This is a genomic window from Patulibacter brassicae (assembly GCF_033949425.1).
Taxonomy (GTDB): domain Bacteria; phylum Actinomycetota; class Thermoleophilia; order Solirubrobacterales; family Solirubrobacteraceae; genus Patulibacter; species Patulibacter brassicae.
This window is the reverse complement of record NZ_JAXAVX010000003.1, coordinates 258,753-272,870: the sequence shown is the minus strand read 5'-3', so window position 1 is coordinate 272,870 and position 14,118 is coordinate 258,753. Positions and strand designations below refer to the sequence as shown.

The 14,118-nt window shown below is 77.2% G+C and carries 14 protein-coding genes; 10 read left to right on the top strand and 4 right to left on the bottom strand.

From position 1 onward, the window contains the following. The first annotated feature begins 23 nt into the window (after positions 1-23). Positions 24-1,199 (top strand): ABC transporter permease, encoded by a 1,176-nt coding sequence (locus tag SK069_RS08905; protein ID WP_319953861.1) that lies wholly within the window; start codon positions 24-26, stop codon positions 1,197-1,199. Between the two features lie 30 nt (positions 1,200-1,229). On the opposite strand, the gene SK069_RS08900 is transcribed toward SK069_RS08905, so the two are convergent. Continuing rightward, positions 1,230-2,048 (bottom strand): WecB/TagA/CpsF family glycosyltransferase, encoded by an 819-nt coding sequence (locus SK069_RS08900; RefSeq protein WP_319953860.1) that lies wholly within the window; start codon positions 2,046-2,048, stop codon positions 1,230-1,232. A 151-nt stretch (positions 2,049-2,199) separates the two neighbouring features. Here SK069_RS08900 and SK069_RS08895 point away from each other — a divergent pair, with 151 nt between their 5' ends. From SK069_RS08895 to ptsP, 8 genes are all read left to right on the top strand, one after another. Continuing rightward, complete coding sequence (locus tag SK069_RS08895; protein WP_319953859.1) at positions 2,200-3,246, top strand: glycosyltransferase family 4 protein; 1,047 nt, start codon at positions 2,200-2,202, stop codon at positions 3,244-3,246. After that, positions 3,243-4,253, top strand: a complete 1,011-nt coding sequence (locus SK069_RS08890; RefSeq protein WP_319953858.1) for a glycosyltransferase family 2 protein — start codon at positions 3,243-3,245, stop codon at positions 4,251-4,253. Before SK069_RS08895 ends, SK069_RS08890 begins: the two co-directional genes overlap by 4 nt. Before the next feature lie 173 nt (positions 4,254-4,426). After that, positions 4,427-5,188, top strand: coding sequence for a DeoR/GlpR family DNA-binding transcription regulator (locus SK069_RS08885; RefSeq protein ID WP_319953857.1), 762 nt, complete (start codon positions 4,427-4,429; stop codon positions 5,186-5,188). Continuing rightward, positions 5,185-6,138, top strand: a complete 954-nt coding sequence (pfkB, locus tag SK069_RS08880) for a 1-phosphofructokinase (RefSeq protein WP_319953856.1) — start codon at positions 5,185-5,187, stop codon at positions 6,136-6,138. Before SK069_RS08885 ends, pfkB begins: the two co-directional genes overlap by 4 nt. Next, positions 6,135-6,587, top strand: coding sequence for a PTS sugar transporter subunit IIA (locus SK069_RS08875; protein WP_319953855.1), 453 nt, complete (start codon positions 6,135-6,137; stop codon positions 6,585-6,587). The genes pfkB and SK069_RS08875 overlap by 4 nt, the downstream gene beginning before the upstream one ends. After that, positions 6,587-8,116, top strand: a complete 1,530-nt coding sequence (locus SK069_RS08870; protein ID WP_319953854.1) for a PTS fructose transporter subunit IIC — start codon at positions 6,587-6,589, stop codon at positions 8,114-8,116. Before SK069_RS08875 ends, SK069_RS08870 begins: the two co-directional genes overlap by 1 nt. A gap of 64 nt (positions 8,117-8,180) precedes the next feature. Next, positions 8,181-8,465 carry an HPr family phosphocarrier protein gene (locus tag SK069_RS08865; protein ID WP_319953853.1) on the top strand — a complete coding sequence of 95 codons (285 nt, stop codon included), beginning with the start codon at positions 8,181-8,183 and terminating at the stop codon, positions 8,463-8,465. A gap of 69 nt (positions 8,466-8,534) precedes the next feature. After that, entirely contained in the window at positions 8,535-10,193 is a 1,659-nt protein-coding gene (gene ptsP / locus SK069_RS08860; RefSeq protein ID WP_406628278.1) for a phosphoenolpyruvate--protein phosphotransferase, read from the top strand. A gap of 91 nt (positions 10,194-10,284) precedes the next feature. Here ptsP and SK069_RS08855 read toward each other — a convergent pair whose 3' ends face one another. Then, positions 10,285-10,863 (bottom strand): cadmium resistance transporter, encoded by a 579-nt coding sequence (locus SK069_RS08855; protein WP_319953851.1) that lies wholly within the window; start codon positions 10,861-10,863, stop codon positions 10,285-10,287. A 60-nt stretch (positions 10,864-10,923) separates the two neighbouring features. Between SK069_RS08855 and SK069_RS08850 the strand changes: the two genes are divergently transcribed. Beyond that, positions 10,924-11,838, top strand: a complete 915-nt coding sequence (locus SK069_RS08850; RefSeq protein WP_319953850.1) for a 5'-3' exonuclease — start codon at positions 10,924-10,926, stop codon at positions 11,836-11,838. Positions 11,839-11,955: 117 nt separating this feature from the next. Here the strand turns inward: SK069_RS08850 and SK069_RS08845 are convergent, their stop codons facing one another. Together SK069_RS08845 and SK069_RS08840 are read right to left on the bottom strand one after the other, a co-directional pair. After that, entirely contained in the window at positions 11,956-12,891 is a 936-nt protein-coding gene (locus SK069_RS08845; RefSeq protein ID WP_319953849.1) for a glycosyltransferase family 4 protein, read from the bottom strand. 2 nt (positions 12,892-12,893) lie between these two features. Then, a complete protein-coding gene (locus SK069_RS08840; protein WP_319953848.1) occupies positions 12,894-14,030 on the bottom strand; it encodes a glycosyltransferase family 4 protein in 1,137 nt (378 codons plus the stop codon). Between the last annotated feature and the right edge of the window lie 88 nt (positions 14,031-14,118).

Below are 14,118 nucleotides of genomic sequence, written 5' to 3'. Positions count from 1 at the left end.
GGCCCGCGGATGCGCTGCGCGTGATGAGCGTCGGCCTCCGCTCCCGGCCGCTCCGCGCAGCGCTCTCGGGGCTCGGGATCGCGATCGGCACGGCGGCGATCGTGGCCATCCTCGGGCTGTCGGCCTCCTCGCAGGCCGGGCTGCTCGCCGAGATCGACCGGCTCGGCACGAACCTCCTGACCGTCGAGGCCGGACAGCGCCTGACCGGCGGGCCGGCGGAGCTGCCGCCGGAGGCGCCGGCGCGGATCGCGCACCTCGACGACGTCCAGCGCGTGGCGCACGCCGCCCTGCTGCCGGATGCGCGGGTCTACCGGAGCCCGATGATCCCCGCGAGCGCCACCGGGGGCCTGCAGGTGCGCGCCGCCAGCCTGGACCTCCCCGCGGTGCTGGGCACCGGCCTGGCCCGCGGCCTCTGGCTCGACGCCGCCACGGCCCGCGTGCCGGTCGCCGTGCTCGGCGCCGACGCGGCGACGCGCCTGGGCATCGAGCGCATCGACCAGCGCCAGCGGATCTGGCTGGGCGACCAGTGGTTCGCCGTCGTGGGGGTGCTGCGTCCCTCGCCGCTGGCGCCCGAGATCGACGTCAGCGCGCTCGTCGGCTACCCGACCGCGGAGCGGCGGCTCGGCTACGTGCGCGTCGTCCGCGGCACCGCGCAGGCCGGCCCGGCCAGCTCGATCTACGCGCGCACCGCCACCGGCCGGGAGGCGACCGTCCAGGCGCGGCTCGCGCGGACGGCGAACCCCGAGGTCCCCAGCGAGACGAACGTCAGCCAGCCCTCCGACGTGCTGACGGCCCGGGCCGCGGCGGCGGGGGCCTTCGACGGCCTGCTCCTGGGACTCGGGGCCGTCGCGCTGGTCGTCGGCGCCGTCGGGGTCGCCAACACGATGATCGTCTCGGTCCTCGAGCGTCGCTCGGAGATCGGCCTGCGCCGGGCGCTCGGCGCGACGAGGCGGCAGGTCCGCGCCCAGTTCCTCGGCGAGGCGGTGCTGCTCGCCGTCCTCGGCGGCGTCGCCGGCGTGCTCGCGGGAACGGCCGCGACGGTCGCCTACGCCGCCGCGAGGGGCTGGTCGGTCGTCCTCCCCGTCGAGGCGTGGGCCGGCGGGATCGGCGCGGCGATCGCGATCGGCGCCGTCGCCGGCCTCGTGCCGGCCGTTCGCGCGGCGCGGCTGCCCCCGGCCGCGGCGCTGCGGACGGCGTGACGGCCGGTGCGGGCCCCTGCGGGTCGGGGCTCAGCGGGACGGCGCGGCGACCGGCGGATCGCCCCGGCGGTGCTGCGCCTCGTCGACGATCCGGGCGAGGAACGCCGGGTTGCCGAGCAGGTAGCGCTTCCACATCCGGCCGGGCTCGATCGCGAGGCGGAAGATCCACTCCCAGCCGTTGTCGGCGAGCCACGAGGGCGCGCGCGGCACGAGGCCGGAGACGTAGTCGAAGAGGGCCCCGACGGTCCAGAGCACCGGCGTGGAGACGCGGGCGGCGACCGCGTCGACCCACAGCTCCTGCTTCGGGCTGCCCATGCCGACGAGGACGATGTCGGGCTGGCACGCCTCGATGTCCTCGAGGACCCGCTCGCCGTGCGGCTCGTCGGGGGCGAAGAAGCCGTGGTGCGTGCCCGCGATCCGCAGCCGCGGGTGCCGGGCGACGAGGTTCGCGGCGGCGCGGCGGGCGATGTCGGGCTCCGAGCCCAGCAGGTAGAGCGACAGCTCGCGGCGCTCGCAGAGCTCGGCGAGGTCCCAGATCCAGTCGGCGCCGGTCATCCGGTGCGGCGAGTCCAGGTGCATCATCCGCGCGGCGAGCCGCACGCCGTAGCCGTCGCAGTAGACGAGGTCGGCGGAGCGCAGCGTGTCGCGCAGGGCCGGGATCGCGTGGCTCTGGTTCAGGACGTGGGCGTTGGCGTACATGACCCGTCGCGCCGGGCGCCCGGGCTCGGCACGACCCTCGGCGACCCACGACGTGATCCGGTCGAGCATGACCGAGGGCGGGTCGAGCTCGATCGCGATGTCGAACAGCCGGACGGTGCCGGAGGAGGGCGTGGACGTCGCGGTCGACATGGGCACGGACGGCGATCCCGGGACGGAGCCCGAGACCGGCGAGCGCCCATGGTAGAGCCCCGCCCGGTCGCGCGGGGGCGGCACGCGCCACCGCCCCGACGGCCCGCGGGAGGCGTCGCCGCCGCCCGCGACCCCCGTAGGATCGCTCGCCGTGGTTCTGCGGGTGGCCTTCGACGCGCGCGACGCCCGCGACGTCCGTCGGCGGGGCTGGGGCCGCCATGCCGCCGACCTCCTCGCGGCGCTGCGACGGCGGGACGACGTCGCCGTCCGCGCCTGCGGGCCCGCGGCCGGGGGCCGGCTGCCGGAGATCGCCTGGGAGCAGGTCGGCTGGCCGGCGCGGATCGCCGGCGACGGCGCCGACCTCCTGCACCAGCCGAACTGCTTCCTGCCGCGGCACCGACCATGTCCGGGGGTCGTCACCGTCCACGACCTGGCCTTCGAGGTGCACCCGGACGACTTCGCGCCGCGGACCGGCTGGAAGTACCGAACGTTCACCCGCCGGGCGGTCGCCGACGCCGAGGCGGTGATCTGCGTCTCGCGCGCGACCGCGGACGACGTCCTGGAGCGCTACGACGCGGACCCCGCGCGCCTGCACGTCGTGCCGAACGGCCCGTCGCTGGGCCACGGGACCCGTCCACCCGGGATCGCGCCGGGCACGACGCCGGGCGGCCCGCACGACGGCCGGCCCTACGTCGTGGCGATCGGGGACCTGCGGGCGAAGAAGAACCTCGAGCGGCTCGTGGCGGCCTGGCGGCGCAGCGGCGTCGAGCATCGCCTGCTGCTCGTCGGCACGGCCGGCGGCGCGCCGGGCGCCGAGCAGGAGCTCGCCGCCCGCCTGCGCGCCGGGGGCGCCGAGCTCTGCGGCTGGCTCGCCGACGACGAGCTCGACGCGCTGCTGCGCGGCGCGGACCTGCTCGTGCACCCCTCGCTCTTCGAGGGCTTCGGGCTCGTGCTGCTGGAGGCGATGGCCCGCGGCGTGCCGGTGGCCTGCAGCGACATCCCCTCCCTGCGCGAGACGGCCGGCGGCGCGGCCGAGCTCTTCGACCCGCGGGACGTCGACGACCTCGCGCGCGCGATCGTCGACGCGCTCGCCCGTGCGGACGCGCTGGCCCGGGCCGGCGTCGCCCGCGCGGCGGCGTTCAGCTGGGAGCGGGCCGCCGAGGAGACCGTGGCCGTCTACCGTTCCGTGGCTCCGTGAGTCGGATCACGATCCTCATCCTGTCGGTGAACGAGGCGCCCCTGCTGCGCCATTCCCTGCCCGCGGCCTGCGCGCAGGGCGCCGACGAGGTCGTCGTCATCGACAACGCGTGCACCGACGCGACGCCCGAGCTGTGCGAGCGCTACGGCGCGCGGCGGCTGCGCCTGACGCGGCGCCGCGGCTACGCCGCCGCGATGAACGCCGGGATCGCGGCCTGCGGCGGCGACTGGCTGCTCTGGTGCAACGCCGACTGCGTGCTCGCGGACGGGTTCCTCGACGCCCTGCGCCCGCACCTCCACAACCCGGCGATCGGGATCGTCGTCCCGCGGCTGCTGCGCGCGACGGGCATGACGCCGGAGAAGCGGCTCGAGGAGCTCGATGCCGCCGGCATGACGATCGACCGTCGCCGCAAGAACTCGCTCGTCGGCCACGGCGAGCCGCTGGACCGCTACCCGCGGACGGGTCCGGTCTTCGGCGGCGACGGGGCGTGCGTCCTCTACCGGCGCGAGACGCTGGAGGACTGCGCCTTCGGGCTCGAGGTCCTCGACGAGGACATGCTCCTCTGGGCGACGGACGCCGACCTCGCCTGGCGGGCCCGGCTGTTCGGCTGGGACGCGCGCTACGAGCCGCGCGCGGTCGCCTGGCACAAGCGGTTCTACAGCCCGACGAACCGCCACCGCGTCGACCGCGCGCACCGTCGCCTGCAGTTCACGAACCGGCTGCTGATGGTCGTGAAGAACGAGACCTGCGGCGGCTTCCTGCGCCACGCGCCGTGGATCGTCGGCTACGAGATCGCCGCGTTCGGCTGGATGGTCCTGCGCGAGCAGTTCCTCTGGCGGGCGTACGTCGACTTCCTGCGCAAGCTGCCCGGCGCCCGCCGTCGCCGGCGGTGGGTCCAGCGGCGCCGTCGCGAGCTGCGGCGTGCGCGGCCCGACGCCGGAGCGCCGCCGTTCGGCCTCGTGCCGCCGGGCCCCGTGGCGCCCGAGGCGCCGACCGCGTCCCGCTGACGCATCGCCGGCCGCCGTCTCCGGCCGCCCGTTCCTGCCCGATTCGCCCCGTTCTCCTCCGTCGATCGGGGGAGGGCGCGCGTCGGGCCCTTCCGATTGCCCGTTTCTGTGCTTGACAGCACACGGTCGCCCGCTATACAAATGCAAACACAGTCAAACGGGCTCAAACGGGCATGTACGCAGAAGAACGACAGCAGCGCATCATCGAGCGCACCCGGGCGGAGGGTCGGGCCGAGGTCACCGCGCTCGCCGACCTCCTCGGCGTCACGGCGGAGACGATCCGCCGCGACCTGACCGTCCTCGAGCGCCACGGCGTCCTGCGGCGCGTGCACGGCGGCGCGATCCCGGTCGACCGCCTGCGGTTCGAGACCGCGCTCGACACCCGCGACGCGCTGCGCCGCGGGGAGAAGGAGCGGATCGCGGCCGCCGCGCTGGAGGAGCTCGGCGACGCGTCGTCGATCCTCCTGGACGCCGGCAGCACCACCGCGCGCCTCGCCGCGCTCCTGCCGCGCGATCGCGAGCTGACCGTCGTCACCGACTCGCTCTCGATCGCCAGCGAGCTCGCGCCGCGCACGAACGTCACGCTCATGATGCTCGGGGGTCGCGTCCGCGGCCGGACGCTCGCCGCCGTCGGCGACTGGACGGTGCGGGCGCTGCGCGAGCTCGTCGTCGACGTCGCGGTCCTCGGCACGAACGGCGTCTCCGTCGCCCGGGGCCTGACGACGCCCGATCCGGAGGAGGCCGCGGTGAAGCGCGCGATGCTCGCCGCCGGGCGCCACGTCGTCGCCGTCGCCGACCACACGAAGCTCGGCGACGACCAGTTCGCGCGCTTCGGCGGCCTCGACGAGCTCGACGTGCTCGTCACCGACACCGGCGTCGACGAGGACACCGCGCGCGAGATCGCCGCCGCCGGCCCGCGGGTGGTGCGCGCGTGATCGTCACCGTCACCCCGAACCCGAGCCTCGATGTCACGCTCGCCGTCGAGCGGCTCGAGCGCGGTGCCGTCCACCGCGCCACGACCCGCCAGGTCGACGCAGGGGGCAAGGGCATCAACGTCGCCCGCGCGCTGGCCGCCAACGGCGTCGAGGTCCGCGCCGTCGTGCCGGTCGCCGGCAACGCCGGACGCCACCTGGAGTCGCTGCTCACGGGCAGCCCCCGCCTGCAGGTCCGGCCGCTGCCGGTCTCCGGGGAGACCCGCTCGAACATCGCGATCAACGAGCCCGACGGCACGACGACGAAGGTCAACGAGCCCGGGCCGCGGATGAGCGCCCGGGACGCCGACCGCCTCGTCGACGCGGTGATCGCCGCCACCGTCGGCGCGCGCTGGGCGGTCCTGGCCGGCAGCCTGCCGCCCGGGCCCGGGGACGACCTCTACGGGCGCCTCGTCGACGCGCTGCACGAGGTCCGCGTCCGCGTCGCGGTCGATACGAGCGGTCCGGCGCTGCAGCGCGTGCTCGCGCACCGCCCCGACCTCGTGAAGCCGAACGTCTCCGAGCTGGCGGAGGCCGTGGGTCGCGACCTGCGGACCGTCGGCGACCTCGTCGCCGCGGCGACCGAGCTGCGCGACGGCGGCATCGACGGCGTCCTCGCCAGCGCGGGACCGGACGGCGCGGTGATCGTCAACGGGGCCGGCGCCTGGCACGGCGCCCCGCCGTCGATCACCCCCCGCTCGACCGTCGGCGCCGGCGACGCGATGCTCGCCGGCTACCTCGCCGGCGGCGCGCACGGCCCGCGCGCCCTGGCGGAGGCCCTCGCCTGGGGCGCCGCCGCCACCGCCCTGCCCGGGAGCCGGATGCCCGGCCCCGACGACCTCGATCGTGCCGGCGTCCGCCTGCACGAGCACCCCGACCTCGATCACGTGCTGGAGGAGGCACGATCCCTGTGACCACCACCATCACCACCCCCGACCTCGTCGTCCTCGACCTGCCCGCCGGCCTCGACCGGGCCGCGGCCACCGCGCTGCTCGCCGAGCGGCTCGTCTCGGCCGGGCGCGTCACCGACCGCGACCAGTTCCTCGCCGCGGTCGCCGCGCGCGAGGAGCAGATGCCGACCGGCCTGGAGGGCGGCATCGGCATCCCGCACGCCCGCTCGGCGGCCGTGACCACCGCGAGCGTCGCGTTCGGCCGCAGCGCCTCCGGCGTCGACTTCGGCGCCGAGGACGGCCCGGCCGACCTCATCTTCCTCATCGCCGCGCCGGACGGCGCGGGCGACGAGCACATGACCATCCTCGCCGGCCTGGCTCGTCGCCTGGTCCGCGCGGAGTTCAAGGACGGCCTGCGCCAGGCCGCCGACCCCGCGGCCGTGGCCGCGCTGATCAACGAGGTCCAGGGCTGATGCGCCTGATCGCCGTCACCGCGTGCCCCACCGGCATCGCGCACACGTACATGGCCGCGGAGGCCCTGGAGCAGGCGGCGAAGGCCGCCGGCCACGAGATCGTGGTCGAGACCCAGGGCTCCGCCGGCTCCACGCCGTTCACCGACGAGCAGCTCCAGCAGGCCGACGCGGTGATCCTCGCCGCCGACGTCGCCGTGCGCGGCCGCGAGCGGTTCGACCACCTGCCGATCGTCGAGGGCGGCGTGAAGCAGGCCATCAACCACGCCGCCGGGATGGTCGGCGACGCCCAGGCCGCCGCCGAGGCGCGCGCCGCGTCCGGGGTGGCCGCCCCGGCCGCCGCGCGACCGGCCACGCCGCCGAAGGAGACCGGCTTCGGCTCGCTCCTGCGCCAGTGGCTCATGACGGGCGTGAGCTACATGATCCCGTTCGTCGCCGCGGGCGGCCTGCTGATCGCGATCGCGTTCCTCGTCGGCGGTCCGGAGATCGCCACGAAGGTCAACGGCGGCACGTTCGACGGCACGACCTACAAGGCGATCGAGGACATCACCCAGATCTGGTCCCAGGTCGGGATCGCGGGCGTTTTGTTCAAGATCGGCGCCACGGCGTTCTCGATGCTCGTGCCGATCCTGGCCGGCTACATCGCCTACGGCATGGCCGACCGACCGGGCCTCGTCCCCGGCATCGTCGGCGGCCTGCTCGCGAACGCCGTGAACGCCGGCTTCCTCGGCGGTCTCGTCGCGGGCCTCCTCGCCGGCGCCGTCGTCCTCGCGATCAACCGGATCCCGGTCCACAGGAACGTCCGCGGGATCATGCCGGTGGTCGTCGTCCCGCTCGCGGCCACGACGATCGTCGGCCTGCTCATGATCTCCGTCGTCGGTCCGCCGGTCGCCGACCTCATGGACGCCGTCACCGACTGGCTCGAGGGCCTCGGCGGCTCGAACGCCATCCTCCTCGGCGGCCTGCTCGGCCTGATGATGGCCTTCGACATGGGCGGCCCGATCAACAAGGTCGCCTACACCTTCGGGGTCGCGAGCATCACCGCGAATCCGGACATCATGGCCGCGGTGATCGTCGCCGGCATGACCCCGCCGCTGGGCATCGCGCTGGCGACCGTCGTGCGGCGGCAGCTCTGGACGGAGGACGAGCGCGAGGCCGGCAAGGCGAACTGGCTGCTCGGCGCGTCGTTCATCACCGAGGGCGCGATCCCGTTCGCGGCGGCCGATCCGCTGCGCGTCATCCCCTCGCTGATGGCCGGCTCGGCGGTCGGCGGGGCGCTGTCGATGGGCCTGGGCGCCTCGTCGCCGGCGCCGCACGGCGGGCTCTGGATCGTGCCGCTGATCGGCTCCCCGGGCCTCTGGGTCCTGTCGATCGTCGCCGGCACCGCCGTCACCTGCGCCTGCCTGATCGGCGCGAAGTCGCTCGGCCGGCGCCCGGTCGGCGCCACCGACGCGGCGTCCGACGACGGTCCCGTGCTCGTCGCCACCGCGACGAGCGCCGCGCCGGTGGCCCGACCCGCCGCGCACGCCTGAGCCACCACGTCCGGTCCGGCGTCGCACGGCGCCGGACCTCCCGCTCCCGGAGGAACCAGCTCCCATGACCACCACCACGCAGACCGCCACCGCCGTCGTCGGCTCGTCCGTCGGCCTCCACGCCCGTCCCGCGTCGCTGCTCGTCAAGGCCGCGACGAAGGCCGGTCGCCGCGGCGTCGACGTGACGATCAGCGTCGCCGGCAGCGAGGCCGTCGACGCCCGCAGCCTGCTCTCGGTGATCGCGCTCGGCGCGCGCCACGGCGACGAGGTGACCCTCAGCGCCGCCGGCGACGACGCCCCGGCGACGCTCGAGGAGCTCGTCGCGATCGTCGAGCGCGAGGAGGACTGAGCGGTGGACGCCCGGCGCACGACGACCCTGCGCGCGACGGAGGCCCCCGGCGGTCCCGGTGCGGCGCCCGTGGGCCCGCTGGCCGGGGTCGGCGTCTGCCCGGGCGTCGCCGTCGGCCCGGTCGCCCGGATCGGGCGCCCGGCCGAGGTGCCGCGCGACCTCCCGGCCCCCGCGGACCCCGCGGCGGAGGTCGAGCGGGTCCAGGCGGCGCTCGACGCCGCCGCCGACGCGCTCGACGAGGCCGCCGAGGCGGCCCGCGAGCGCGGGCGCGAGGAGGCCGCGGAGATCCTCGATGCCCAGTCGATGATGGCCGCCGACCCGGTGCTCGCCGATCGCGCCGCCGCGCTGGTCACCGAGGGCCGGCCGGGAGCCGTCGCGGTGACCGTCGCGCTCGACGCGTTCCGCGAGCAGCTCGTCGCCCAGGGCGGCTACATGGCCGAGCGGGCGGCGGACCTCGACGGCCTGCGCCACCGCGTCGTGGCGACGCTGCTCGGCGTGCCGCTTCCGGGGCTGCCGGAGCCGGGACACCCGCACGTGCTCGTCGCCGACGACCTGACGCCGGCCGACACCGCGACGCTCGACGTCGCGCAGGTCGTCGGGATCGTCACCGCGCTCGGCGGCGCGACGAGCCACACGGCGATCATCGCCCGCTCGCTCGGGATCCCGGCCGTCGTCGGCTGCCGGGGGGCGATGGACCTGCCGGACGAGACCCCGGTCCTCGTCGACGGACGCGACGGCGCCGTGCTGCCCGCGCCGGACGGCGACGAGGTCGCGCGGCGTCGCGCCGAGCAGGAGGCGCGCGCGGCGCGGGCCGCCGCCCACCACGGACCGGGGCGCACCGCCGACGGCCACGCGGTGAAGCTCCTCGTGAACCTCGGCGCGGGCCAGGCGCCGGAGGACGCCGCCGCGGTCGACGCCGAGGGCGTCGGGCTGCTGCGGACCGAGCTGCTGTACCTCGACCGGCCCGACGCGCCCACCGTCGACGAGCAGCGCGCCGCCTACCGTCGGATCTTCGCCGCGTTCGCGGGGCGCAAGGTCGTCGTGCGGACGCTCGACGCCGGCGCGGACAAGCCGCTGCCGTTCCTCACCGACCCCGACGAGCCGAACCCCGCGCTCGGCGTGCGCGGCTACCGCACGGGCCGCCGCCACCCCGAGCTGCTCGACGAGCAGCTGCGCGCGATCGCCGACGCGGCGGAGGGCTCGGGCGCCGAGGTCTGGGTGATGGCCCCGATGGTCTCGCTGCCCGGGGAGGCGGCGGCGTTCGCCGCCCAGGTGCGCGGCCACGGACTGCCGGTCGCGGGCACGATGGTCGAGGTGCCCGCCGCCGCGCTCGACGCCGGCCGGATCCTCGACGCGTGCGACTTCGTCTCGCTCGGGACGAACGACCTGGCCCAGTACGCCTTCGCCGCCGACCGCCTCGACCACGAGCTCGCCGACCTGCTCGACGTCTGGCAGCCGGTGCTCCTGCGGCTCGTGGCGACGACCGCCACCGCCGGGCGGGCGCGCGCGAAGCCCGTCGGCGTCTGCGGCGAGGCCGCCGGCGACCCGCTCCTGGCCCCGGTGCTCGTCGGCCTCGGCGTCACGAGCCTCTCGATGGCCGCCGCGAGCGTCCCCGACGTCCGCGCGGCGCTCGCGGAGCGCACGCTCGAGGAGTGCCGCGCGCTCGCCGACGCCGTCCTCGCGGCGCCGGACGCCGCGGCGGCGCGGCAGATCGCCCTCGGCGGCTGAGACCGCGCCGCCCGTCGCGTGGCGGCCTCGCGTCGCGGGGCGAGGCGCACCCGCCACGCGACGACCGCGAGCCCGGCGGGCCCGCCTCGCGTCAGGCGCCCGCGTCGCCCTCGACGAGGATCGCCACGCCGAGGGCGACGAGGACCACCGGCAGCAGCACGTGGCCCCACCGGGCGAGGAGGCGGGCGACGGGCGGGTGACGCGCGAGCCGCCGCCCGGCCCAGCACCAGGCGACGACGAGGACGAGGAACGCCGCGATGGTCGTGGCCACGGCGCCTGCGTCGGCGCGAGCGAAGACTGGGACGTAGACGCCGACGTTGTCGCCGCCGTTGGCGAGCGTCAGCGCCGCGACGGCCCCGACGCCGAGCGCGGGCGGCGCTCCCTCCTCGTCCTCGCCGCCGCGCAGGGCCCACGCCGCGCGGACCCCGAGGGCGAGGGGCAGGAGCCCGAGGTACGGGATCGCGTCGTCGGGGAGGAGCGTCGCGCCCGCCGTCGCCACGAGCGCCAGCACGACGATCGCGCCGAACCCGGCGAGCTGGCCGGCGAGGATCGCCCGCTCGGCGCGCCGGTCGCCCGCGGCCCGGCCGAAGAGCAGGGCGAGGATCACGAGGTCGTCGATGTTCGTGACGGCGAAGAGCCCGATCGCCGCGGCGATCGTCTCGGCGCGCACGGCGGGGACCCTAGCCGGGCGCCGCGCGGCCTCCGCGCCGGGCGGCGGTAGCCTGGCCGCGTGCCCGGCCCCTTGCTCCTGCTCGACGTCCCCTGGCTCCTCTACCGCGCGCACTTCGCGCTGCCGTCGAGCATCGCGGGCGCCGACGGCGAGCCGATCGGCGCGCTTCTCGGCACCGTCCGCACGATCCTGCTCGAGGTCCAGGAGCTCGATCCGGTGGCGGTCGTCTGCGCGACGGGGGCGGAGGAGGCCGTCCACCGCACGGCCCTCCTGCCCGCGTACCACGCGCACCGCGAGCCGATGCCCGACGCGCTGCGGCGTCGCTGGGAGCAGGCCCCGGACCTCCTGCGCGCCTTCGGATGGAGCGTCCGGGACGGCGGCGACCTGGAGGCCGACGACGTCATGGCGACGCTCGCGCGGCGCCACGTCGAGGAGGACCCGGACGCGACGGCGGCGATCGCGACCGCCGACCGCGATCTGCTGGCCTGCGTCGGCGAGCGCGTCGTCGCGCGGCGCCCGCCGGCCAAGGGCCAGGGCCCGGGCTTCGTCACCGTCGACGTCGACGGGGTCCGGGAGCTGCTCGGCGTCGAGCCCGGCCAGGTGACCGACCTCATCGCCCTGCGCGGCGACCCGTCCGACGGCATCCCCGGAGCGCCCGGGATCGGCGCGAAGACGGCGGCGCGGCTGCTCGCGGCCCACGGCGACCTCGAGGGCGTGCTGCGCGCCGCGGGCGCCCCGGGCCCCGACGGCGAGCCGGGCGGCGCCCCGGTCCACGGCGACGGCCTGACGCCGCGACTGGCCGCCGTCCTGCGCGAGCACGCCGCCGAGGTCCGCCGCGACCGCGAGGTCGCCCGCCTCGTCGAGGCCGACGTGGAGCCGGTGGCCCCAGGGACGACCGATCGCGAGGGCGGCGCCGCGGCGGCCGAGGCCCTCGGCATGACCCGCCTCGCCGCCGAGCTGCGCGGCGAGGGCTGACCGGCTCGGCGTCGGTCGCCGCACGCGCTCGGTCGTGCCGGGCGCGGGACCTCCGCGCCGGCCGCGGGCGGGGCGCTGGGTCGCGGGTCGGTGGCGGGGTTCGGGTCGTGCGGGTGGTCAGGCGACGCGCGGGCTGGGGCCCGCCAACTCCCGATACACGTCCCAGGTGGCGCGGGCGGCGTCGGCCCAGGTCCACGCGGGCGGGGCGGGAGCCGGACGCTCGAGCGTCTCGGCGAGCGCCACGAGGGCGTCGACGTCCTCCCGCGGCGCGAACGCCGCGCGACCGTCGAGCACCTCGCGGACGGCCGGGACGTCGCTGCAGGCGACGGGGCAGCCGCAGGCGAGCGCCTCGATCGGGGTCAGGCCGAAGCCCTCGTCGTCGGAGGGCAGGACGAGGGCGTGGGCGGCGCTGTAGAGCGTCGCGAGGTCCTCGTCGGTGAGCTCGCCCGTCAGCTGGACGTCGGGCAGCGACGCGGTCCACTCGCCGGCCGGTCCGGCGAGGACGAGCGGGAGGGTCCGCGGGGCGGCGGTGAGCTCGGTGAGGCGCTTGCGGGGGTCCCGGTGGCGCATGCCGCCGACCCAGAGCAGGAACCGCTCCGGCAGGCCGAGTCGCGAGCGCAGCTCCGCGACGGCGTCGCCCTTCGCCGGCCGGAACACCGGGGCGGGCGCCTCGTGGATGACGCGCAGGCGGGCGGGGGACACCTCGAGGTGCTCGGTGACGTCGCGCCCGACCGCGGCGGTCGGGACGATCACCCGGTCGGCGCGCTGCACCGCGAGGTACCGCAGGCGGAAGCGGATGCCGGTCCGCAGGTACTCGCTGCGGCGCTTGAGCGGCACGAGGTCGTGCAGCGTGACGACCTGCGGCCGGCCGGGCCGCAGCAGGACGCCGTCGAGCCACGGGCTGTGGAACGCGTCGCACCCGGTCGGCCGGCGCCGCTCCACGAGCTCGTCGCCCTCTCCGGCGGTCGCCAGCAGCGCGTCGTGCAGGCAGCGGACGTAGCGCCCGATGCCGCGCAGGTCCGCGCCGCCCCGCGTGTCGAGCGCGACGCGCACGGTCAGGCGTCCTCGGGGGTCCCGGCGCCCGCGTGCCCGGTGGCCGCGCGCGACAGCGCGTCGGCGGGGCTCTCGGGCTCGGGGACCGGCGCCCCGCGCAGGGCGGCGTCGATCCGCTCGGCGACCGCCTCGCGACTCCAGCGCTGCGCCGACGCGCGGCAGGCGTCGCCGAGCAGCAGGCGCTCGCGCAGCGCCCACACGACGCCGTGGGCGAGCGAGACGGGATCACCGGGCGGGACGAGCCGCCCGGTCCGGCCGTCCTCGACGACCTCGACCAGGCCGTCGACGGCGGAGGCGACGACGGGGACGCCGGCGGCGAGCGCCTCGGCCGCGACGGTCCCGAACGGCTCGCGACGGGACGGGACGACGAGCACGTCGACGTGGCGCAGCAACGACGGGCCGGCGGCCTGCCACGGCCAGCGCTCCACGCCGGCGGCACCGGCCTGGCGCTCGACGGCGCGGACGTACGCCGGATCGCTGCCGTAGGGGTCGTCGCCGACGACGACGATCCGCGTGCGGGGCGCCGCGCCGGTGATCGCGTCCGCCGCGCGCAGCAGGTCCAGCGGGCCCTTGCGCGGCTCGATCCGGCCGACGAAGGCGACGATCGGTCGCCCGTCGGGCGTCCACGGCGGCGGGATCGCCGGCGGGTCGAGGTCGACGGGGCAGCCGGTGACGGCGATCTCGCGGCCGAGGCGCTGCGCGACCGGTCGCGCGCAGGCGCGGGAGTCGGCGAGCAGGACGTCGGCGGCGTCCCAGAAGCGCGGCACCCGCTCGACCATGTCGTGCAGGTGGACGGCGACGCGGGTGGCGATCCGCGCGGCGGGGCGGCCCGGCGGGCGCAGCGCCGGCAGGAGCCGGGCCGGGACCGTGCCGTTGAGCAGCGTCACGTCGTGCTCGGCGGCGAGGGCGCGGAAGCGCCGGTAGGCGAGCAGCGCGGCGAGGCCCTGGCCGCGGCCCATGCCGCCGACCGGCTGCTGACGCCAGGTGACGGACTCCGGGGCGTCGGCGGGCCGGCGGCCGCTCGGGCTCGTCATCGTGATCCGCCATCCGCGCTCGGCCAGCAGGGGCGCGGCGCGCAGCAGCGCCATCTCGGCGCCTCCGGGCCGGTCCACCGCGTGCACCACGAGGAGCGAGCGCATCGGACCGGAACGTTAGTGCCCCGGCCGGGCGGCCGGGCCCGGCGGCGTCCGTCGCGGACGGACGACCGACGCGCGGCGACGGTCCGGC